We start from the raw sequence: 22,772 nt of genomic DNA, 5'->3' as shown, positions 1-22,772 counted from the left end.
GCGAGTTTAGTAATAACTAAACTCGCTTTCAATTCAGTGAGTAACGCTAGCGTTACCGACTCAAAATAATATCTACAAGAACCAAGCGCGGTAGGTTTTACCTTTTAAACGGCCTTTAGTGATCTTGTTAAGTGCCTTTTTAGACGCGGTGCGTTTCACTGCCACAAATGAACGGATATCGGTCACTTTAATTTTGCCAATGTCTGCGCCATCAATGCCATTTTCGCCAGTTAAACCACCAACGATATCGCCAGGGCGAACCTTATGCTTCTTACCTGCATCGATTTGAATGGTAACCATCTCAGCTTCAAGTGGCATTTTCGTTAACGCACTCATGGCTGGTAATGCTTCACCGTCGATTTCGCGGCCAATTAGCTCACCGATTTCAACCATACGATGACCATCTTCATGACTATAGAAAGTGTAAGCTGCGCCAGTACTGCCCGCACGACCGGTACGGCCAATACGGTGAATGTGTACTTCGGTATCGTAGGCAATGTGATAGTTAAATACCGCGTCTAAGTCTTCGATATCTAAACCACGAGACGCCACATCGGTTGCCACTAATACGCGGGCACTTTTGTTGGCAAAACGCAGTAACATTTGATCGCGCTCGCGCTGCTCTAAGTCGCCATGTAAGGCTAGTACGCTAAAACCTTGTTCAGCTAACGTATCCGCCACTTTTTGAGTTTCACGGCGGGTGTTACAAAACACCACCGCACTTTCAGGCTGCTTATCCAGTAACAATAACTGTAAAGCCTCCATACGTGCATGATTGTCTTCGGTTAGATAAAAATGCTGATCGATAGTGAGGTTGTCGTGCGTCGCTTCAACCTTAACCATTAATGGCTTATACATGATTTGATCAGCAACCTGCTTAATTTGCTCAGGGAAGGTCGCGCTAAATAGCAAGGTTTGACGCTCACGCGGCGTGTCTTCAATAATTTGGTCTAATTGCTGCTGAAAGCCCATTTCTAACATGCGATCGGCTTCATCTAAAATCAGCATGTTAACGTTGCTTAAATCTAAGCGATTGCGATCAAGATGATCAACAATACGTCCTGGGGTGCCAACAATAATGTGCGCGCCATGTTCCAATGAACCAATTTGTGGTCCCATTGGTACGCCGCCACACAATGTTAGTACTTTCACGTTATGAATGCCGCGAGCTAGAGTACGGATCTCTTTTGCCACTTGGTCGGCGAGTTCACGTGTTGGGCACAACACCATGGTTTGGATGCGAAAACGTTTCACATCTAACTTGTTTAGTAAGCCCAAACCAAATGCTGCAGTTTTACCTGAGCCGGTTTTTCCTTGGCCAATCACGTCATCACCTGCAAGGATTGCTGGTAAGCTCTCAGCTTGAATTTGAGTCATTGACTCGAATCCCATGGTTTTGAGATTTTCAAGCAAATCAGGTTTAAGATTTAGTGATGCGAAAGCCGTATTAGCGGCTTGTTGAGTAGACTGACTCAAGGCGAATATCCTCTGATATAAAACGGGTACTGAAACAAAACGAGTACAAACAAAACAGCCAAGATATTTATACCTTGGCCTAATTGCATATTGTAGCAATTTTATCCGCACATGGCAGATATATCTTTGCTAAATGATCTTACCAAAGCGCCCTTGTTGGTAATCATCTACTGCTTGATCTATTTCAGCTTGGCTATTCATTACAAATGGGCCCATATGGACTATTTTTTCATTAATGGGTGAACCTGCCAGTAACAATAACCCTGTCTCGGCAGAGATAGCATTGTTAAAATGACTTAGCTCAGCTGACAATAACAATAACTGTCCGGCGCTGGCCGTCATCAAGTCTCCATTGGCGGCGATATATTCAAGCTCACCTTGATAGATATAGGCATGAACCACCTCATGGCTGGATAAATCAATACTGGCGTGGCCATTAGCTGCGAGCGTTAAATCCGCAATGGCACCATTGCCCGCCAAGCCTTGAATACTCGAGACTAATACCTCAACGTCATTGTCCCTATCATTGCCAGCAAATTGCCAATGGCCAGCAAGCGCCTTTAACTGCGCACCGTCTTGGTTAGTACCCGTTGGATTAGCCTTTTCTGAGGTATCTTGATAGATCGCCGGACGCATTTTGTCTTTAGCGGGCATATTGAGCCAAATTTGAAAGCCATGTAGGCCATCTTCTGCATCGGCTAATGGCATTTCAGAATGAATCACCCCACTGCCAGTACTCATCCACTGCACATCGCCAGCGCGTATGGCTTTAACATTACCTAATTGATCGCGGTGTTCAAAGCCACCCTTACGAATATAGGTAAAGGTTTCAATACCGCGATGAGGATGCGGTGGAAAACCACCAATGAAATCTTGCTGATCATCTGATTTGATCTCATCAATCATTAAATAAGGATCAAAGCGGGTATTGATAAAATCCGCAACCCGCTTAATGTTAACCCCGTCACCATCCATTGCTGGTCGAGCGCTAAAACGGCCTAATACTTTCATGATGTTCTACTCTATGAGTGATTAATAGCCTTAGCTTAACAAGCAACTAATCGAATAAATATTGTAATAAAACGCTACTTTTAGTCGATTTAATCGGATAGTTATTAGCGGCCAAATTGAACGGTCATAGCTGAATACTTATAGCTAAAGAGGCAAGGTTATTTTACAGGTTACTCTTTTAAGGCTTACTCTTTATCAAAGCTATCCACCACTATGGCGCCCATAGAGGCTGGCATAGTAATGATAATAATCCGCCGTAATGAGGTTATGGGATCGTCTAATAAGGGTAATTTATTAAGGCATAATAACACCAAGCTCACTACCAAGGCCGCCATCAAATAAGCGATAACGATCCGAAATATAAACACAATAACCCGTGATTTAACATCATGTTGAAACACGCTGTGATAGGTAAATAACCCCAAAAACACCACCGACAACACAAACAGCATCATGACGTTGATTAAGGGTAAAGTCTCACCCAGTTTCCACGCTTCTTCAGAAAAAGAAATCGGTACAGCTAAAGCAAAAGCGCCGACAAATATTTGGCTGGCATCTTCCATATTAAAATTAAGTTTCATAAGCAACTCTTTACTTAGACGGTGTTTTAAGCGAGATCATTCGATCGTTTATTTAAGGTTTGCCTTTAGGTAAATCATGGGGCGCTAGCATCTTCTCTACCACGACCCACTGATTAAACTGCGCTTCGGTGAGTAATCCAAGGGCAAGGGCTGCCGCTAGTAGTGTCGAGCCATCTTGATGAGCTTTTTTAGCGATGCTGGCGGCATTATCATAACCAAGGTAGTCATTAAGCGCGGTTACCAGCATTAATGACTCATCACAAAACTTAGCAAGTTGTGCTTCATTGGCACTAATACCGCAAATACATTTATCAGTAAAACTGCTACAACCATCTGCCAGTAAAGCAATTGATTGCAGTAGGTTATAAATCATCACTGGCTTAAAGGCATTGAGCTCAAAATGGCCATTGCTGCCTGCCACTGAAATGGTTGTATGATTTCCCATAACCTGCACCGCTATCATAGTTAACGCTTCACATTGGCTCGGGTTCACTTTAGCGGGCATTATCGATGAGCCGGGCTCATTTGCAGGCAGATTAATTTCCCCTAATCCACAGCGCGGCCCTGAGGCCAAAAAGCGGATATCGTTAGCAATTTTCATCACACTGACGGCCACGGTATTTAATGCACCACTGGCTTCAACAATGGCATCATGGCTCGCTATGGCCTCAAATTTATTTGTCGCAGTAATAAAGGGCAATTTAGTCAGCTTGGCAACTTGCTGAGCAAAGCTTATATCAAAGCCTTTAATTGAGTTCATGCCGGTCCCCACAGCAGTGCCGCCCTGAGCCAACTGTAATAACGCAGGCATTACCGCTTCAACTCGAGCAATGCCATGACTCATTTGGGCACTATAACCTGAAAACTCCTGACCTAAGGTCAGCGGAGTGGCATCTTGAATATGGGTTCGACCGATTTTTATAATATGATTAAATGCTACCGATTTTATCGCTAGCTGCTGCTGTAAATGCCTTAATGCGGGCAACAATTGCTGGTGTAACTCCAGTACTGCTGCGATGTGCATTGCAGTGGGAAAGCAGTCGTTTGATGACTGGCCTAAATTACAATGATCATTTGGGTGCACGGGGGTTTTACTGCCAAGCACGCCGCCAAGCAATTCAATGGCGCGATTAGCAATCACCTCATTGATATTCATATTGGTGTGAGTGCCCGAGCCAGTTTGCCATACCGACAACGGAAAGTGTTCATCCAGTTTGCCTTGCATCACCTCGCCAGCGGCCTGTTCAATCGCTTGACCAATATCAGTATCGAGAATGCCAAACTCCATATTCACCTTGGCCGCACATTGCTTCACCATTCCCAAAGCATGAATTAATGGCTTGGGCATCGTCTCGACCCCAATAGCGAAATTGATTAAGCTGCGCGCCGACTGAGCGCCATAGTATTTATCCGCAGGCACCTTTAATGGCCCAAATGAATCCGTTTCTGTGCGAAATGTGCCCATAAGGTTATCCTTTGCAGCCGAGCTATTGATGACACAAGCTATAGAGCTGGTTTGAAGTCTGCGTTAACAGATTAGTGATAAGAGACTAAGTCGATCCTGAATAACTGGTTAACTTAGCCTACTCTCGGGGTTAAGTGAGCCATTTAGGGCAGTAACAAGCTAAACCAACACGATATCAGATCGCATGCTGTACAAAATATACAGCGCTTGTTCTTGATCCCGCTGGCTAATATTATTCATTTCAAATGCCTGCAATGCATCATCCAGTACCGCCATAAATTCAGCCGCCGATATGTTCATGCCTTTATGTACCGAGAGCATATCTTGGCCTTTATACACACTTGGGCCGCCAGTTCCTGCAATGAAAAATGTCGCCGCGGCATTTTTTAGCGCTACGGGATCTGATTTGGCAAATCTTGGGGAGATTGTCGGGTTGGCCATATGCAAATCGACCAAGTCATTTGCAATACTCTCAATGCCAGCACTGCCGCCAAGTCGTTCATACAGTGAATTACTCATAAACTATATCCTTGCTTTGATTCAGGTGAATCACATTGGCGTTTAATATTTAACAGCGAGTTTATTACGAAGAAATATCACGCCACTCGCCCTAAAGGGCACTGATAAATTGTAGGCTAAAATGGCGAAATGAGAGGGCTGCGACTCAATAAATAGGACTATTGATTGAGCAAGGTTATAGGTTGGCAAAACTCAATTAGGTTTACTTCTAGCTTTTAGGTGAGCTTTGAGAGAGCGCGTTGAGACTTTATATTAACACTAAGATTTAGCACTAAGATTTAGCACTAAGATTTAGCACTAAGATTTAGTGCTAGTTTTCAGCCTAGGTTTTGGTGCTAGTTTTAGCCTAAAGCGCCAACGTTAGCTGCTGATAAAAATTGCATCTTGCATAATACCTTAAGAGATCAATCCAATCTGCCAAAGAAATTAATTAACCCCCTTACTCGAGTATATTTTCGTTTATTTTCAATAAACAGCATTTAAAAAAATAGCCAAGCCAACTAACAATACCAATCAGCTTAAAGCCATCCTCAAACAAAATACGTGAGTCACCAATAAAGGCCTCGATTGGAGTTTGAAACTGATCAACCAACACTGACAAAGCAAAAAAAACAAAGGCGAGCAGCAGAATTAGATACTGCGTTTTTAGGATGCACTTTCTGAAAACCACCATCCAGCAAAACATTAAACTGAAGTAAGCCAATAGAAAAAACTTCTCTTTGATAGCTAAATAACGCGGAAAAATATAATCGTGCAGCATAAAAAAGTCGTCACATAATAGCAGCGTGGTTAATAGGCCTGAACACAACATAAATACAGCGAACCACTTTTCTTTAGGCTGATGACGAAAAACCTCCCAAGTTAAAAAGCATATGGTCGCAGCAGCTGCCCACAATAAAGCGCCAACATTTGATGTCACCCCAGTTAAAGGATTCACTTCTGCCGTCGCAGCGAGATCACGGGTAAAAATGCCAAAAGGTAAATCCATTGTGGTACTGGCGAGGATAACAAATAGCAATAAGGCAAGGGGTAAAAAATAGAGAAGAAAGAAGAAACCGGTGAGATTTTTAGCCTGAGAAACTATCTGCATGTTCATGTTTAAACTTTTCCTAAACGTTTTGGCAGGCTCACCCATTAGAGTCGACTACTTAAGTTATAGTCGTAACTTGGGTGATAGTAAACTTTAGCGCTTGGGGTTTTAGCTGTGTGTTCTTGTGACTTGAATGAATGGAAAAACCCTATAGCGATCAATCTGCTTTCACAGTTTTCTTACTATAATCCGGTAAAGTCTGTGCAACTCTACGGCGAAGATCATAGCTTATGATTCTGAGCGATGAATAGCCAAACAAAGCTTTCTATTAAGCATCTCTCGATATAAAGCACAGTTTAATATTGCGATGCCATACATTTCAAACGCCTCTTCAAATACTCGGCGCAGTTTGTACAATAAGTCAGCCTTGGAATCGACTAATCCGTGCTCTAACATCACAGCACCTAGATATTCAAAACCAATAGCCCCGGTAAGAAAAATCCCCCCTGAAAGTACAAAATAAAAAGCGCTTTGTTTTGATAATGATCTTAAAAATGGCACTAGCGAGACGCCTACAACAAACACAAACAACACCCCAAAAGGTAACCATGTGTGTGAGCTAATTAAGGCCGGTATGATGTCTTTCGCAGCAAGGTAATCATGAATATTTGAAAAATTTTCGTGTACCCCTACGCTCTCATCACAGGATAATAATAAAAATAGCACTGCTAAATATAACCAATAATTAAAGCCTTTATGATGATTGGTTTTTTCAAATAGATATAAAACAAAAAACAATATTGACGCTAATAGTAAATTTAATACCGAGAAATAAGTCGGAAAGCTTTGCTCATTACCTACGTCAAATAACGGCAAGAAACCCAATACATATTCATGTCCAGTGATATGAGCATAAATATAGGCAGCGAGCCCAGCAAGAACCAACAGGGTGACTATTGAGAACTGAGTAATACAGAATGTAGATAATTTGATATTCAATTTTATGTCCACAACCACTCCTTGCATCGCGTCATCTGAATTAAACTCAAGGCCTGTGCAGTTTAAATTTCAAGCAAACAATAGCTTAAACATAGCTTTGCGATACCGCTTATGTAAAGTAATATTCTGACTAAAAAGCAACAAAAAAGGACTCGATATCGAGTCCTTGATGAATTAGCCTGAATTAACACAGTGGCCAAAAAATGCCCCAAAATTAAACTTCGAGTCTTATACTTCGAGCCTTACATTAACCATATTAGCGGCTGTTATTGGCATCGTACTTGATAAAACAGTGCTGTTTGAATCGTGGAATAAATATCTAGTTAACCTCTGTTTTTCGGCAACCATACTATTTCATTTGATCCCTACTGCCACCGAGATTATGACCCGTTTCCCTATGGATGACCCCATAGTGACATCATTAGAAGACCCTTTATTGCAAAAAACATTCTTAATCATTTTTATGGTATTTATCAGTTTTGTTATTTACCAAATGAACTGGTTACGCAAACAAAAATAATCCATAAAAAACCGGCTTAATTACTTAAGCCGGTTTTTTCACTAACAGAAACTTACACTTAAAAACAATATACTTAGACAGTTAACCTACTGGAAGCTATACAATAAGTAACTTAGCTAGTGATAAATCCGCTTTAAAGATCATTGAACTGCTGTAGCCATTCACTGAACGAATTAGACACCTTTTCAACCGTCCCCCAACCTTGATTATAAAACCACACAGCCACATCTTGCTGCTGAGTTTGACACTCGGTTTGCTTAAAGCAAAACATGTTGCCCTTACAATCAGAGGCAAACAAAATATGCCCTTTTGGCATGCCGCTCATCTCATATAAGTTGGACAGTAACGCCACATCTTCAAGGCTTAAAAAGTCCTGCACTTCAGAAATATCGACACCTAAATCGCAAATTTTTGTCAATACATTAGGGGTGTGCACCAAGCCATAGGTTGAGATTAAATACTTATATGAGTCTGGCAGCACTGCCGTCAGTTTTGCTTCAAGTTCAGCGATAAACTGACTCTTTATTGGCACCATGGCATTTTTACTGCCCCAGTTTTTTACAAATAGATCGATGCTATTCATGCCTACATATTCCCAAAACAACTAAAGCCAGAATACTGGCCAAAAAATTGTGACTAAAATACCAGAGAAACCCAAAAAGTCCGCGGTTTAACTGTAATTAATATTAGTTGACCACTTGTATCTTGAAGCTTTGGATGATTAGCAATCTGTATCACGCTATGTGCTTCCCCAAAAACGGCAAGGTTTTTCATTATATTCAAGCCTTACCCATGTCAGCCTGAAACAATGCAGGTATGAGTAAGCTAAACCTGCTGCATTTTGTTTGTACTGTGACTGATAAACTTAACCTATGGCTTGATTTTATCAGTGTTTTATCAATCTTTTTCTGTTTGTTTTCTGATATTAATATGATTTACAACTATAGTTATTAGATAGGATTAGCAATGATAATGGATTACTAAAGGTTTATGGATATGAAAACTTTTGCACGACTTAATCTTAAGCAGTTAATGGCTGTTGGTGCGGTTTCAATATTTATTATTTTGATACTTTTTTTAATCGCCAATCAAAAAACTATTCAACAGCGACACGAGCTCGGAGTGTTTCAAAATAAGATATCGCTTGCCTCCAATACCCTTTTACAACTTCGCCGATTGGAAAAGGATTTTATCCTAAGACGTGAAGAGCAATACATCACCCAGCTTAATTACAGCGAAAGATTATTAGAGCAACAACTGCTGGATATCAATAGCATATTGATATCCCATGACTTACAAATAGACTTTAACGGCCTTGACAGTATCAAGAGTGTCGCCCGCTATACCAACACCTTTAACGAACTTAGCAAGCAAACCTTTTTGATTGACGGAGATGACCTTGAACCTGGTTATCAAGGCAGATTTAAGCTTGCGGAGCTGGCATTTGAGCAAGATGCTTTGCAGCGTCATGATGCTGAATTAAACCAGATACAGCTTGATATTCAGCAGCAGACTTTCGAGTTTTTCTCCAGCTTTGCCCCAAAGCAGCTTGAACAAATTACGCAGCAATTTGACACGCTTGGCTCACTTCTGGGCCGAAATAATATCGATAAATCCATTACTCGCCATTTAGAAGCCTATAAAAACGCATTTTTCACGCTACAAACTGCACATCAAAAGCTTGGCTACGACTATAAATCAGGGCTACAAGGTGAGCTTCGCGCCTCGATTCAACAGGTTGAAGAGGAGCTTGATGGGTTATTTAATCAACTTCCAAGCATGATAGATGAGAAAATTAAAAATTACTTATTGTATGATTATCTGCTTGCCTTATTATTATGCTTACTTATCTTTATAACCTTATATACGGTCAACATTGCCAGCCATCAACTTGAAGAAGAACTGATTGACGCTAAGCAAGATGAAATAAAGGCCAATCGGGCTAAAAGCTCGTTTCTCGCGAATATGTCCCACGAAATACGTACTCCGTTAAATGGCATTATTGGCATGACCGAGATCCTCACAGACTCTAATTTAAACGCCATGCAAAAAGACTATTTAGCGACGATAAATGCATCCTCTCAAACACTATTAATGCTTATCAATGATATTTTAGACCTCTCCAAAATTGAATCGGGCAAGTTTGATATTAATGTTCACACTTGCGCCATAAAAGAAGTTATCTACGATACAGCAGCCCTTATCGCCCCCAAGGCACAGCAAAAAGATATCGAATTGCGTATCGATATGGATGCACAAATACCGACGTTAATCCGTGCCGATGAGCAAAAGCTAAGACAAATTTTGATGAATCTGGCATCAAATGCGATTAAGTTTACCAGCTCAGGTTCAGTGCAATTTACCTTGCGACAACAGCCATTAAAAAGCGCCCAAGACCATAAGGTTAATTTATATTTCTCAGTAAGAGATACTGGTATTGGAATAGATGAGGACAAACAAAGTCAGGTATTTGAAGAATTTAAACAAGAAAGCAATAGCACCTCTACTGAATTTGGTGGCACAGGTTTAGGGCTGGCTATTTCAGCAAAAATGGTTCAAATGATGGGCAGTAAAATTGAAATCAACTCAACCAAAGGAGTCGGCTCAGAGTTTTATTTCAATTTGATTTTAGACAAGCAGGCCCATACAGCCCCTGCTAAGCCAGCTCAAACCATTTATTACTGTGCTAACGAGCATGAAACCCTGTTACTGCAAAATTTGGATGAATTTAACTACCCTGTCATCTTACTTAAGGCCTTTGATGAGCTGCCTGAATCAATATCAGACAGTGCAGTATTACTGCTCAAGCAAACTCCCACGACTAAAGCCTCTGACATCATTAACATAACTAAAGCTTACCCAAACTTGCCTGTGGTGCTATCTCGTCATAACAATGATAGCAAGGATGACTTTGGCGAATCCATTTCTGGCTACGTCACAATCCCATTGTTAGGGCTTAGATTAGATACCTTACTGAAAACCGTCACAAGATCAGTTACTGCTGACATTGAAAGCACTCAAGCGACGATGAAAAGTGACAAACTTATTTTGCTGGTGGAAGATAATAAAATTAATCAGAAAGTGGTTGAAATTAACTTAAAAAAATTAGGAATAAATTACAAAATTGCCAACCATGGTGGCGAAGCGCTAGAAATATATAAACGTCACCATAAAAACATCGAATTGATACTGATGGATTGTATGATGCCAGTTATGACAGGCTTTGAAGCCACTGAGGCCATACGCGCTTTTGAAAAGGTAGAAGGCTCAGAGCCTGTGGTTATCATAGCCTTAACCGCTTCAATTTTAGATGATGATATTCAAAAGTGTTACGATGTGGGCATGAACGATTATTTACCTAAACCCTTTAGACGCGAAATTCTGGTAGAAAAGCTCACTAAATTTATTTGATGTCTTTTATCTGTGCTTTATTTATAGCAAAACTCAATTCACAGCTAAGCTCAATTAAAAGCCCACTACAAGAATACACTACCAAATTTGACTGATGAAAAAGGGGGATTAAAAGTAGCCTCCTTAGACCCTGTTGAAGCGAATACCATCTGCAAAGGCTACGGCCTTTAATACAATATTTTAGACGCCGCTGATAAGACCTTATCAGGCGTACCAAAAAACTTCTGCGCCCCCTCTTCATCCAGCAGTAAACACAGATCTGATGTTGCCACCATGGCCTTCTCATTGCTGGTATAGATCACTGTGCATTTCTTTAAATAGCTAGAAAAAAGCGAAGTTAAATAATGGCTATTTTCTTTTTCTGAGCCGACAAATGGCTCATCAATAATAAGAAATTTTTGCTGACAACTACCAATACCAATCATCAGCTTTATTTTTCTTAAAATACCATCTGGTAAGCTTTTGATTAATCCGCTGGTGATCAGTGTTGACTTACCTTCTGGCAAGTATTTTTCTAAATGAAAAAAGCTGATCATTTTATCGATATGGTCTTCATCAACATAGCCATTATAAAGCCGATAATTAGCCAGAATTGACCCTTGGTATAAATGAAAGTCAAAGGGGATATAGCAGATGCTATTTCTATATTTGAAGCTATTAAACTGGGTAATATTATAATTATCTAGCGTGATTTGACCTTGAAAACGGGTTTCAATCCCCCCTAAAAGGTTCATTAACGTGGTTTTACCTACCCCAGAAGGCGCACAAACTGACACTTTCTGGCCTTTGCCAACACGAAAAGATAAGTTAGTTAACCCTTTTGAAAGCCCCGTATAACGATGGGTTAGCCCGGTGACTTCTAACTGTCCCTGAAATTGATTTAATGGCGAGCTTTTCTCCATTTTATTGCGGTCATCATCTAGTGACATTAGCGCATTAATTTGCCCCGTTGAAGCTTTAATAGTATCTATTTTGGCTAAGGAATTATAAATCCCCATAATTGGCGTTAGTGCCTTCCACACTAAAATGATAATCGCCAACATAGCACCTGCATCTGTCGTGCCTTCCATCACGCCTGACACCGCGGTGACAATACTGGTGATGCCGATAATTTGAATCAAACTACCACCCATACTCTGCACTTTGCTGTTAGTGGTACTAACTTGGTGTGAATCGCTTAATCGTTGTATTAACGCTGAATTAAAGCGTGATTTTAATACCGAAATTAATGGTAACCCTTGAATTGAGGAGGTATTGGATAATATTTCATTCCACTGATAAGAAACCATCGCATTGGCTCTAGAACTTTGAGAAGCCGATTTTGAATAGATGTAGCGGCCATACACACAAAAGCCCACCATGACTAAAATACCAGATATTACGGTTATCGCCGCGGTGCCAGACATGATGACTATGGCAATGATAAAAATAAAGATAAAAGGTAAATCAAAGTAGCTTAAGCTTGATTCAGCTGTCACTAACTGCCTAAATTGGTCAATATCTTTGAGTCTGGCTAACTGTGAAGATGTACCAGCACTTGATGTCATCGCATAGGGCAGCCACAGCAGTTTAGACAAAACACTGTAAGAAATATAACAAGAGAGCTCTTTGCCTGAGGTTGCTAGAATTTCCATACGCTGCTTTTTCAAAATATATTCGAAACAAGCGACCATCACAGCCCCTGCTGAAAGCCACAATAAGGTAGAAATCGAGCCTGCACTTAAGGCAAAATTATATACACTCATAATAAAAAAAGGCTGCAGGGCGCCCAACAAGTTGATCCCTAAACTCAGTTTAATGAGATCTTTAAATTCTGCGTTATATCGATAAAACGAATATTTAATCCAATTCTTTTTATCTTGAGACTCTGGCGGCGGTTCTCGAAATAACCGAGAGTAACTTGATATGTAACAGATCGATGCGACAAACTCGCCGCTGGGATCAAACACATATTCGAAAATATTGTCATTTTCATAATCATATAAGAAGCAGGTTTTATCGTTATAACTGAGTAAAATATAATTTTGATGTTTTAGCGAAATAAAGGCCGGACATGTGACCTCGTGTAATTGATCTTTTGTTTTTATATCAATGCTTAGACACTCATAGCCAACTCTGGTTAATGTGGCTTTAAATGCGCTAAGGTGGTTGTCATGATGAATAAAGACATCGGATAAAATACTGGGGGTCCCTTCCCACTCTAATGCAATCAACGCATAGGCTATGCCATTTAATAATGGCGTTTGTTCAAAGCGCTGCTGATACTCACCATGCTTAAAGTGCTCTAGTCTTTCGTTAAGCTCATCAAATGCTATTAAAGTATCCATTTTTTAACCCAATGTAATCGTTTCAACCAGGGTGTCAGTATTGGTGATTTTATTACTCACTATGACAAAGGAGTATTTTCCGGTGCGGGGCCTCAAACAAGAGAGCAAATTAATGGCCACTTCTTTATCGTAAACAAGATCAAAATCATCAATAATAATAACCAACTTGTTATTTAATAGTGCTCTTACAATAAGTAATAAAAAAGAAACCTGACGAGAAAATACTTTACTATTACCGCTACTGAGCTCAGTAAAAAAACCGAGTTTGAGTTGGTCGATATCTTCTTTTATTGATAAAGCTTCACAAAGAGAATATGCCGCCTTATGTAATTGCGGCCTAAAACAAGTGATATTATCTATGATAGTCCCTTCAATAAAACTGCTGTTTTTATCTATAGTTACAACAAGGTTAGCATCGATATTCTCTTCTTGAGATTTTTGTACAATGCGCTCAATTAACCGGGTTTTACCACTACCCGACTTGCCTTTTAGTAGGGTTATTTTTCCCTTAGTAAAAGAGATTTCTCGATTATTAAAAATTATCTTGGGGATCCTACTGTTGTAGGCTAATAACGCTTCGTTAGCTTTATCACTGGCCAACACACTTGAACCAGAGCTAGTGTTAGGCTCTTGCCCGGCAGCAGACTCAGGTGAGGTGCAAGCCGCTTTATTGGTATTTTCCATCAGCAACATTTCATTCAAGCGATCAATATAAATTTTATTGATTTTCCATTGTCCCATAGTTCTCATCGCTTGCTGATACGGGCCAAAATAGCGGTTAGTTAATAAAATAATAGCCGCCATCACCCCTTGGCTCATTTCTGTTGCGATCACGCTAAGGGCACCATTAATTACCACTACCGCCACTGAAAGCTGCTGCACCAAAGAAAGAATTAAGGCAAAATTTGATTCCTGTCTTTCAAATTTAGTACTGAAATGCTCTCGTTGTTCGATCATGTTATTCATCAAGTTTTCAACTCGGTATTCCATGGTGCGACTTTTAATATCCAGTGGATATGACACAATCTCGATTATTTTAGAGTTTGTAATCCCCTCAATAGTCGACTTGGTTTCTAATAACTGCACTTTTTTACTTGTTGAAAAATAGGCAATAATAAATAGAAATAATGACGCTACACTGATGATAATACCGGTATTCAGATTAATGACCGCCAGTACGACTATGGTCACAATACAAGTAAATATATTGATAAAAGATGACACTAAGTCGCCACTAAAATAGGATTTTAAGCTGGGGATCGTATTGAGTCGTTCTAAGTATTCACCGACTTCAAGCTTTTTAAAACGGGTGATATTGGCATGACATACCGCCTGAAACAGTTGATTGGTGATTTTTCTTTCAAACTTATTACCAATATCAGCAATAAGGGTTTCTTCTAATGCTTTCACTTTGTAATCTAAAATTATCGCTATTAAAATAATTGAATAGATAAAATACAAAGTGGAAGTTGCTTGATTTGGCAGTACCCGGTCAAAGATAATCAAAATTGCAAATGGTAGCACCAACCCAAGTAAGGTCGTCAGAATACTTGAAGTGAATAGAAAAACTAAGTCGATTATCGACAGTTTAGGAATATAGGATAATTTATTCATCAGCTTCCTTTTTCAACTTTTCAAGCACTTCCAAATCAAAATTATTCTGTATCGGCACCATACTATTTGATAATGCACTAAGAATATTAAGGTCAACTGGGCCGAGTAAGGCGTCAAACTTAGTCATATTGATGATGTAATCATATTGATTAGAATAAAAATCACGAATACTGTTGTATAAATTTGACTCTGAAGAAAGTAAATCCGTTAATGTTTTAGTTCCGATTTTATAAGCTTTTTGCGTTCCTTTATAAACTGAGTAGTTCGATATAATAATTTTCCGCAACAAATTAATTGATGTGACATTGTCATTAATTTGATAAATCAACTCATCAAATTCAACTCCTGCGTCATCAATTGATTGCCTATGGTTAGCGATACTCTGGAATATTTTATTCTTATTTTTTTGATATTCATAATAAGTGGAGCCACCACTCATTATGGGAACATTTATATTTAAAGAGTAGCTGATATCATCGTTATAGGTTTCAACATTATTATTGCTATCATTGACACTATAATTTGCCGACGCTGAAATGGTGGGGTAAAAGCCTGATTTGGTTTTATCCAATGTGGTTTCTGATTTTGTGATATTGTATTGTGAAATAATAATGTCGTAGTTTTTATGGGCTAAGTTTTTTTTAAGCTTACTTTTGCTTCTTGATGGGATCTGTTGATAGTGCTGATTTAATTGGATATCAAACTTAGGTTCGAGCTTTGTTTGGGTTGTAGAATTGAGCTTGATTAGAGAAATCCTGATGTCTTTTTCAATGCTTGCCAAGCTTTTTGCATTTTGCTCCTTCTTAGCATAGGCCTCATAAACATCTGTTTTGGCCACATTACCCAGCTCATTGTTTCTACTAATTTGCTCTAGGCGTGCTTGAGATGACTTTAGCTCCGCTTTGGTGGCTTTATGCTGCGCTTTGAATTTTAAATAAGAGAAATAATTTTCAACCACCTTGATGATAATATCATTGAGAATTTTATTATGTTTTATTTCATTTATTTGTAACTCTAACTTGCTCAAGTCGTAGTCATATACGATAGAGTAATCCAGTAATACCTGTGACAAGGATAAACTGTAACCATTACTGTTATAGTCATTATCGGTACGACTGCCATCATCAGGGTTAGGGTAGGTGGTTTTAGATTCATTCCAAGTGGAATTTGCCTGAATATTCACGGTTGGTAAGAAAGGCGAAGTCCCTTTTTGTAGATCATATTCTGAAGACACTAATTCAAACTCAGAACTGATAATCTGATAATTATTCCTCAATGCCTGATCAATTAACAAAGATAGCTCTGATGCCCTTGTAGAAGCAGCATTAACAACACACAACAGTATTAAAGCGAATTTAATAATCTTCATTTATTCGCCTTATTAATTGCTAGATACTTTCTTAATACATTAAAAATCTCATCTTTTTTATAGGGCTTATGGATGACATAATCCATGCCCGCACTGATACATTTTTGATGTTCATCGTTACTGGTTAAAGCGGTCGCACCGATGATGACCCTGTCAGGCAGATTATTTTCATTGTCACTCTGTCTGATCCTTGATGTCGCCTCTAAACCATCAAGATTAGGCATAATACAATCCATAAACACCGTTTTATAATCGCCCACTTTGACTGACTCAATGGCTTCTTTACCATCATTAGCCGTATCACAATCAAAACCTAAATCAGTGAGTATTTTCTTCAAGATAAATTGCTGCAACCTATCATCTTCAACGATTAATATTTTTTCTGATTTTTCATCTACCGCTGCGTCTTCGTCTTTATTTATATGCTCAACAATATGGGCGATAAAATCACTGGGTGGACAAGGGTGATAAAAGACATGATCAACATGTTCGTAGAGCTTCTCATCGATATTTGAGGATGATAACGACAAGAATATTTTGATCACTTTCTTATTCAGCCTCGCCTTTAATATTTTACAAAATGACTGTAAATTTACCCCCTGAATAGTATTGGTTAAGATGATGCCATCTTGGGGTGAAAGCTCCTTTATAGATTGAAATAATTCATTGCCGGTGCGGGCAATAATCACTTTAGCCCCTTGATCTGTTAGCATTTGTTCAATCACATCAACTTGCATATAAGATGCACCACAAATTAGCAGCGTTCTGCCGTAGAGCTGGTTATTTTCAGTCTGATAATCAACAGGGGTGACATCAAAAGAGATCCGCACTCTTGATATGTCATCAATATTTTTTTGAATGACATGATATTTTTTTATTTGATTGAGTAATGTTTTAACCAATGCCTTGTTGGTTATGTCTTTTTTAGGTACGACACCCCAAGCTAAATTTTCGATATGCTCCATGGAGGGTATATCTTGATCATAGAGGTATAGATCAATATTAATCTGTAACTTCTCAACCCTTGTTGCCGAGCTGCAACTTAAAGAAAACAGTACGTTACGACAGTTGGAACTGGAGATTGTTTCGGAAATTTGCATCAGCAAAAGCCAAAATAAACCAGTATGATGACCATAAAAGGATAAGGGAATAGTATTTGCGACGTAACATTCTATAAGTTTATTTTGTTGCTTAGATTTTGTTGATAGTAGTACTACTAATTCACTAATTAAATTGTAAAAATCGACCAACTTTGTGCTAGAAGATGACTCTACTGTTGAAAGTAAATTAAAATTTTCAGCAAGGTTTTCTAATGTTCTGGTCGCAGTGGTGATCTCTTTGGCCTGTAAAACCTCTTGAACATTCTCTTTATTGACCAGTAGATCAATGCCCCCGTGTATGGTGTTAGTTATGCCTCTAATTTCATAACCTAATAAGTTATACAGCCTTTGGTATAAGTCAGTTTTACTCATTTGCTGCTCTAACTTTTCAAAACTAAACAGCAGCATGGAGTAGATTTTTTTTTCATCTGAGCTTGAGTCAATATCTGATAAGCGATGCTTTAGAGAACTATGATTGAGGGTTTTAACGTCACCTAAAATATGATGAAACGACTGCGATAATCTGCTCTTTTCTTTTACTGTGTATCGAATTTGCTTCCTTATCAGGTACCAGCCAAACACAAAAAAACCAAATATGGCGGTATTGATGGCAAAAAATATCGCCATTTGGGATTGTGAATTTTGCTTTATATCAGCTGCTAATTTTTGATTTAGGTTAGCTGAAATATCACTAACTTCTGCTAAACTTCCTTCGATATCAAGTTTTAATGTATTGATATCTTTATGATCATTATACTTTTTTACATATAAGTTAACGTAGTCAAACTTTAACAGACCAGCAAGGGATATAAGTTTTTTTTCAGTAGATGCGATAGAAATGAAAGACTGTACGTCTTTAGCAATTTGCTGCGTCAAAACAGAAATTTGAGCCTTATTACATGGTGAGCGCCCTACTTCGCATAAGGAGAGGGTGGCATTTAATATTTCAAGTTGATCGACGATATTGTTTGAGGTGTTAATGAGTGCATCTTGATTAGCCGTGACGGCAGGCTTCTGACCAGAAACGGTATTTTTTAGTGAATAAACCACCTGGCCGAGAGTTAATATCAGCACAATAGCAAAAGCAATTTTAATTTTTAGCGCATTATTATTATATTTTACATTCATGTTTAACGCTCATTAAACGACTCTTCTAACGCAGCCATTATAGGTTTAAGAGCATAATCAATAATTTTTCTACTGCCTGTTTTTACATCTGCAGTAAATTCCATATATGGTGCTAAGTGGTACTTAACCCCTTTATTTTCTAAATAATTTTTATTGATTGTGAGTTCGGCTAGAAAAAATTCTTCTTCTTTTTCTTCGTATGATCCTCTCGAGATAGATGAAATCACCGCATCGATAACACCGTATTTAGCAAAATTATAGGCATCAAGCTTTAGTTTTACTTTTTGGCCTTTAACGATAAAACCTATGTCTTTGCGGGCTATTTTTATCTCAGCTCGTAAAGCATTATTTAACGGCGTGATATCAGCAATGCTATCCCCTGGCGATATAATGGCAGAGATATAATTATAATTAAGCTTATCTACTGTACCGTCTACCGGTGAATAAACAAACAAGCGATCCACTTTATCTGAAATCGATGGCAGCATTTTTGACTTTATTGAAAGCTCTTTGTCTAGCGCAACAACCTTGGTTCGATATTCGCTATCCCTAATAAACTTGGTGTTTTCCAGTAGCTTGGTGAGACGAGTTAATAAAAAACCTTCATTAACTACTGACTCCTCTAAATTTTCAATTTCACGCAGCATATTCATTTCTTGCACTTGCATATTAAGCACGTCGGTATATGACGCCATTTCTTCTTTATACAATTGCTCTTTTATGGCGAGTTGCTTTTTAATTATGTTTAACTGGGCTGTAGAAGAAAGTATTCGCTGTTTCATAGAGTCGATGATCACCGTTTTATGGGCAATATCATGCTCCATTAAATCATCACTGGTTACATTTTTGCTATTCTCTTCTCGCCATTGCTCTTGCTGTATTTTGAGCGTTTGTGGATAGTCTTTAAAGGCTGAAAAGTCGGGTTCTTGTTGGGATATTAAAGATTCGTATTTTATTAGCTCTATCCTAAGCTGATTGATTTCAAAAAGATTAACAGCAAGATCACCAAGCTTATCTTTTGATCTTAATTGTGCAATTTTTTGGCCTTTGTAAACAATATCGCCAGGGGCGACATAGAGTTTTTCAAGTATCCCTCCTTCTAAGTGTTGCACTTTTTCGATATCTGAGTTTAGAAGTATTTCCCCTCTTGTGGCCACAGTAATTTCAAGCTCTGCTTGTGAGCCCCATATCAATAAAATAAAGAAAAAGACAAATGCAACCGAGGAAACTTTTTGTGAACTATTACTGCTGTTTTTAGCTATTAATACGCTAGAGCTATCAGAATGAACACTGTTAATAGACTCCTCGATGATGTCTTCAAAGTTTTGCTCAAGATTATCTTTACCTTTCATTTATCTCCATCACTACCTTGTTATGTCAATGAAATAAATTTTTTTAAACGGAAAGGCTAACCTGCTCAGCAATTTTTGATAGGTGTTGCTGTATTACATCTATTTGCTGCCTGCTTGGCATTTCGCCCTTTTTACTTATCCCCTCGGCCTCCCTAATCAATGGAACAGCATCTTCTTCGCACAAGTTAGACAAAGAACCTGATAAGGTATGAAAAACATGAAAAAGCGCCTCTGTATCCTGAGTACTATAATGCGCCTCAATGGTTGTTGCGGCATCAGCATTGCACTCTAAATACAAACCTAATAGCTCTTTTACGCACTCTGTATCACCATCAAACATGTCACTTAACGCTGTTATATTTATCATATTTAAAACTCATTTTGACTTGGTTAACACCACCTAAATTGACGACTTAGGTACTGTGTAATTACGATTTAATAATCCCTAATAATAACTTTAGTTTAAAATCCAGATATCTCTATAAAAAACATATATTTTATAAAGATACCTGCACTTTAACGTATTATCACTGTAAATATTTAATCGTGATTTATATTGAATCAGCCAATGTCGTTGAGTCATCCTCTGTTGTTGTATGAGCGCTATCATCAAAGCTGGCGCTGTCATCCATAACGTCAATACCGAGATCGGTGTTATCACCTGAAGTCCAATCACCTGCATTACTATCATCAGAGCCTGTGATTAATTGTTGCGTATCAGCACTTGAGCCATCCATTTCATAAGAGGAATTAACGTCAATGATAATAGACGTTGCTGCTCCATCAATTGGTTGATCCATGCTATTAACACCACTCATGTCCATATTAATATCACCGCTAAAGTTTTCTGGTATTTCTAGCTTGACTGGTTGACATAAGTCCCCAGCAATTAAGTATTCACTGTCTCCTTGCTCTATACCTGACTGAGGCGAAACACCTTCTGGTAAACCAGAAATAATCACATGGTCGACTTCACTGTTTGAGCTGATATCTGTTGGTATGAATACATTTACACTGCCACCAGGTGCTGCTGTATAGTCATAATCTTCAGATTCATTCCCTACTGCAGAGCCAAGGGTTATTGAGCTATCGACTGTATCTGTGCCATTACTGACACTGTAAGTTAAGTCTAAAGAACCTTGTGAATCAGTATCTTGCTCAACACTATAGCTACCATCAAGTAAATCGATAACGACTGCATTTTCTGCCTGCACGTTTGAAACAGTTAAATTATCACCTTCTATACCTTCTACATTTTCAAGTAACTCATCAACAGTTACGATTGTTGCAGCTGGCGCTTCGATACTTGCCTCGGCAATATTATCTACTGCTGCCTCTGTGTTTATTGCCGATATTTCAAAATCAACCGAATGAGATGTGCCGTCATCTACGGTAAAATCGACAGTGACCGGTCCTTGATAATCAGGATCTGACCAGAATGTCCATGTCTCATTATCGTTGTCTATCAATACTCCTTCTTCACCTGAATAACTCACGCTTTCAACATTGACAGCCTCTGAATCTAAACCTTGAGATTCCAATAAATCGCTGGCCTCTAAAAGTACGTAACCATCATCATTCATGGCAAATGCTTCTTCATGTGGCACATCGTTCAATAATGGACTGTCATCCTCTACTGAACTTTCATCGCCAACATCTAAAGTAACTGAAGATACTGTGACAAAGAAATTACCGTTGTAGTCTTCTGGTGGCGTCATTGATAAGTCTTCAAGATTCCATTGGGTTATATCAACAACCTGCCCTTCTTCAGTGATAGTCATGGTATTGGTGCCATCACTCACTACGAAGCCTACTGGGTAGCCTGTCATCACAAGACTTTCCATTGTTTCTGATGCATCAAGCATTTCAACATTAAGTGAGAAATGACCCGTGCTATCTTCAGCAAAAACAAGTGGCCCTTCATGAGCTGTGGTAATAACAGTACCGTCAGCTACAGGTCGAATATAAATAGGTAAGTCGACCGTTGCTTCACTATTTCCATCTGTTGCGACGATCTGCAAACCTGCGGTACCAGCAAAATCACCTGTCGGGCTAAAGGTCCAGGTTCCATCACCATTGTCAGTAATACTGCCGTCAGCCTCCTCACCATCTGCGGTAACCACTTTCGAAATGGTTAGTGAGCTGTCAACATCACCGAATAAGGCTAATAAATCAGCTTCGCTAAAGGTTATGTCGCCATCTTCTTGAATAGTCAGATGCGCATTACCATTTTGGAATGGTGAATCATCCACTGGGATGATATCCATTGCCAATTCACCTTCAACTTCCTCTCCAGTTTCATCAGAAATGGTATAACTTAATTCTATTAAGCCATTGAAGTGCTCAGGAGTAATGAGGTTATAAGTACCATCCTGATTCTGTGTTAGTGATGAGTTGGCAGGTTGACGAACCGATAGATTATCTAACGTCAGATTATCACCATCGATATCACTTGCCTGTGAAAGGATATAGTTAGGGTCAATGGTTATGCTGACGTCTTCAGTACCCTCTAGATTGATAGTAGGTGCTGTCGGTAAATCATTAATTGGATTTACTGTTAAATCCATTGCGGCAGAAACAGTTGCTTCACCATCTGAAACATCAAATGTCAGCCCTAAATCGCCGTTGTAATCTGGATCTGGTGTAATGGAGAATGTGCCATTACCGTTATCAACCACACTGCCATTACCATTAACAGCTAAATTACTAGCAGTTAACTCATCACCATCGATGTCACTGGCATTAGCCAGTAACTGCTCTTGCGTGACCGTAATAACACCATCTTCGTCCACTGAGTAAGCGACATTGCCATCAACTACAGGTGCGTCATTAACCGCCAGTGTAGTAATGCCTGCGGTGGTTTCAGCAGT

The 22,772-nt window shown here is 39.0% G+C and carries 17 protein-coding genes; 2 read left to right on the top strand and 15 right to left on the bottom strand.

Going from position 1 to position 22,772, the window contains the following annotated elements; translation table 11 throughout:
* Positions 1 to 72: 72 nt before the first annotated feature.
* From dbpA to AB4160_RS01775, 7 genes are all read right to left on the bottom strand, one after another.
* The gene (gene dbpA / locus AB4160_RS01805; protein ID WP_102438372.1) at positions 73 to 1,476 is read right to left on the bottom strand and encodes an ATP-dependent RNA helicase DbpA; all 1,404 of its coding nucleotides are present in this window, start codon (positions 1,474 to 1,476) and stop codon (positions 73 to 75) included.
* A 129-nt stretch (positions 1,477 to 1,605) separates the two neighbouring features.
* Positions 1,606 to 2,487 carry a pirin family protein gene (locus AB4160_RS01800; protein WP_372003419.1) on the bottom strand — a complete coding sequence of 294 codons (882 nt, stop codon included), beginning with the start codon at positions 2,485 to 2,487 and terminating at the stop codon, positions 1,606 to 1,608.
* Positions 2,488 to 2,672: 185 nt separating this feature from the next.
* Positions 2,673 to 3,068 (bottom strand): DUF2391 family protein, encoded by a 396-nt coding sequence (locus AB4160_RS01795; protein ID WP_102438368.1) that lies wholly within the window; start codon positions 3,066 to 3,068, stop codon positions 2,673 to 2,675.
* A gap of 52 nt (positions 3,069 to 3,120) precedes the next feature.
* Positions 3,121 to 4,533 carry a class II fumarate hydratase gene (gene fumC, locus AB4160_RS01790; protein WP_303501796.1) on the bottom strand — a complete coding sequence of 471 codons (1,413 nt, stop codon included), beginning with the start codon at positions 4,531 to 4,533 and terminating at the stop codon, positions 3,121 to 3,123.
* Positions 4,534 to 4,692: 159 nt separating this feature from the next.
* A complete protein-coding gene (locus AB4160_RS01785) occupies positions 4,693 to 5,052 on the bottom strand; it encodes a group 1 truncated hemoglobin (protein ID WP_102438364.1) in 360 nt (119 codons plus the stop codon).
* A 439-nt stretch (positions 5,053 to 5,491) separates the two neighbouring features.
* Complete coding sequence (locus AB4160_RS01780) at positions 5,492 to 6,148, bottom strand: hypothetical protein (protein WP_102438362.1); 657 nt, start codon at positions 6,146 to 6,148, stop codon at positions 5,492 to 5,494.
* Between the two features lie 222 nt (positions 6,149 to 6,370).
* Positions 6,371 to 7,093, bottom strand: a complete 723-nt coding sequence (locus AB4160_RS01775) for a hypothetical protein (RefSeq protein ID WP_303445951.1) — start codon at positions 7,091 to 7,093, stop codon at positions 6,371 to 6,373.
* A gap of 280 nt (positions 7,094 to 7,373) precedes the next feature.
* On the opposite strand from AB4160_RS01775, the gene AB4160_RS01770 reads away from it, so the two are divergent.
* Positions 7,374 to 7,601, top strand: a complete 228-nt coding sequence (locus tag AB4160_RS01770; protein ID WP_133126443.1) for a hypothetical protein — start codon at positions 7,374 to 7,376, stop codon at positions 7,599 to 7,601.
* A gap of 133 nt (positions 7,602 to 7,734) precedes the next feature.
* On the opposite strand, the gene AB4160_RS01765 is transcribed toward AB4160_RS01770, so the two are convergent.
* Positions 7,735 to 8,184 (bottom strand): SMI1/KNR4 family protein, encoded by a 450-nt coding sequence (locus AB4160_RS01765; RefSeq protein WP_102476887.1) that lies wholly within the window; start codon positions 8,182 to 8,184, stop codon positions 7,735 to 7,737.
* Between the two features lie 413 nt (positions 8,185 to 8,597).
* Here AB4160_RS01765 and AB4160_RS01760 point away from each other — a divergent pair, with 413 nt between their 5' ends.
* Positions 8,598 to 11,012: an ATP-binding protein gene (locus AB4160_RS01760; protein WP_372003416.1), complete on the top strand. Its 2,415-nt coding sequence runs from the start codon at positions 8,598 to 8,600 to the stop codon at positions 11,010 to 11,012.
* Between the two features lie 167 nt (positions 11,013 to 11,179).
* On the opposite strand, the gene AB4160_RS01755 is transcribed toward AB4160_RS01760, so the two are convergent.
* From AB4160_RS01755 to AB4160_RS01725, 7 genes are all read right to left on the bottom strand, one after another.
* The gene (locus AB4160_RS01755) at positions 11,180 to 13,339 is read right to left on the bottom strand and encodes an ATP-binding cassette domain-containing protein (protein WP_102438353.1); all 2,160 of its coding nucleotides are present in this window, start codon (positions 13,337 to 13,339) and stop codon (positions 11,180 to 11,182) included.
* 3 nt (positions 13,340 to 13,342) lie between these two features.
* Positions 13,343 to 14,953, bottom strand: coding sequence for an ABC transporter transmembrane domain-containing protein (locus AB4160_RS01750; RefSeq protein ID WP_198589346.1), 1,611 nt, complete (start codon positions 14,951 to 14,953; stop codon positions 13,343 to 13,345).
* Positions 14,946 to 16,322 (bottom strand): TolC family protein, encoded by a 1,377-nt coding sequence (locus AB4160_RS01745; protein WP_372003414.1) that lies wholly within the window; start codon positions 16,320 to 16,322, stop codon positions 14,946 to 14,948. Before AB4160_RS01745 ends, AB4160_RS01750 begins: the two co-directional genes overlap by 8 nt.
* A complete protein-coding gene (locus tag AB4160_RS01740; RefSeq protein WP_102520556.1) occupies positions 16,319 to 18,550 on the bottom strand; it encodes a response regulator in 2,232 nt (743 codons plus the stop codon). The genes AB4160_RS01745 and AB4160_RS01740 overlap by 4 nt, the downstream gene beginning before the upstream one ends.
* A 2-nt stretch (positions 18,551 to 18,552) precedes the next feature.
* The gene (locus tag AB4160_RS01735; protein ID WP_372003412.1) at positions 18,553 to 19,902 is read right to left on the bottom strand and encodes an HlyD family type I secretion periplasmic adaptor subunit; all 1,350 of its coding nucleotides are present in this window, start codon (positions 19,900 to 19,902) and stop codon (positions 18,553 to 18,555) included.
* A 43-nt stretch (positions 19,903 to 19,945) separates the two neighbouring features.
* Entirely contained in the window at positions 19,946 to 20,269 is a 324-nt protein-coding gene (locus AB4160_RS01730) for an Hpt domain-containing protein (RefSeq protein ID WP_102438343.1), read from the bottom strand.
* Positions 20,270 to 20,453: 184 nt separating this feature from the next.
* On the bottom strand, positions 20,454 to 22,772 hold a 2,319-nt coding region (locus AB4160_RS01725), incomplete at its 5' end, for a tandem-95 repeat protein (RefSeq protein WP_372003410.1).

Origin of the sequence: Shewanella sp. 10N.286.51.B8, from assembly GCF_041469325.1 — a bacterium.
Classification (GTDB): Bacteria; Pseudomonadota; Gammaproteobacteria; order Enterobacterales; family Shewanellaceae; genus Shewanella.
Note: the sequence above shows the minus strand (reverse complement) of the source record. Positions and strands in the feature narration are given on the sequence as shown.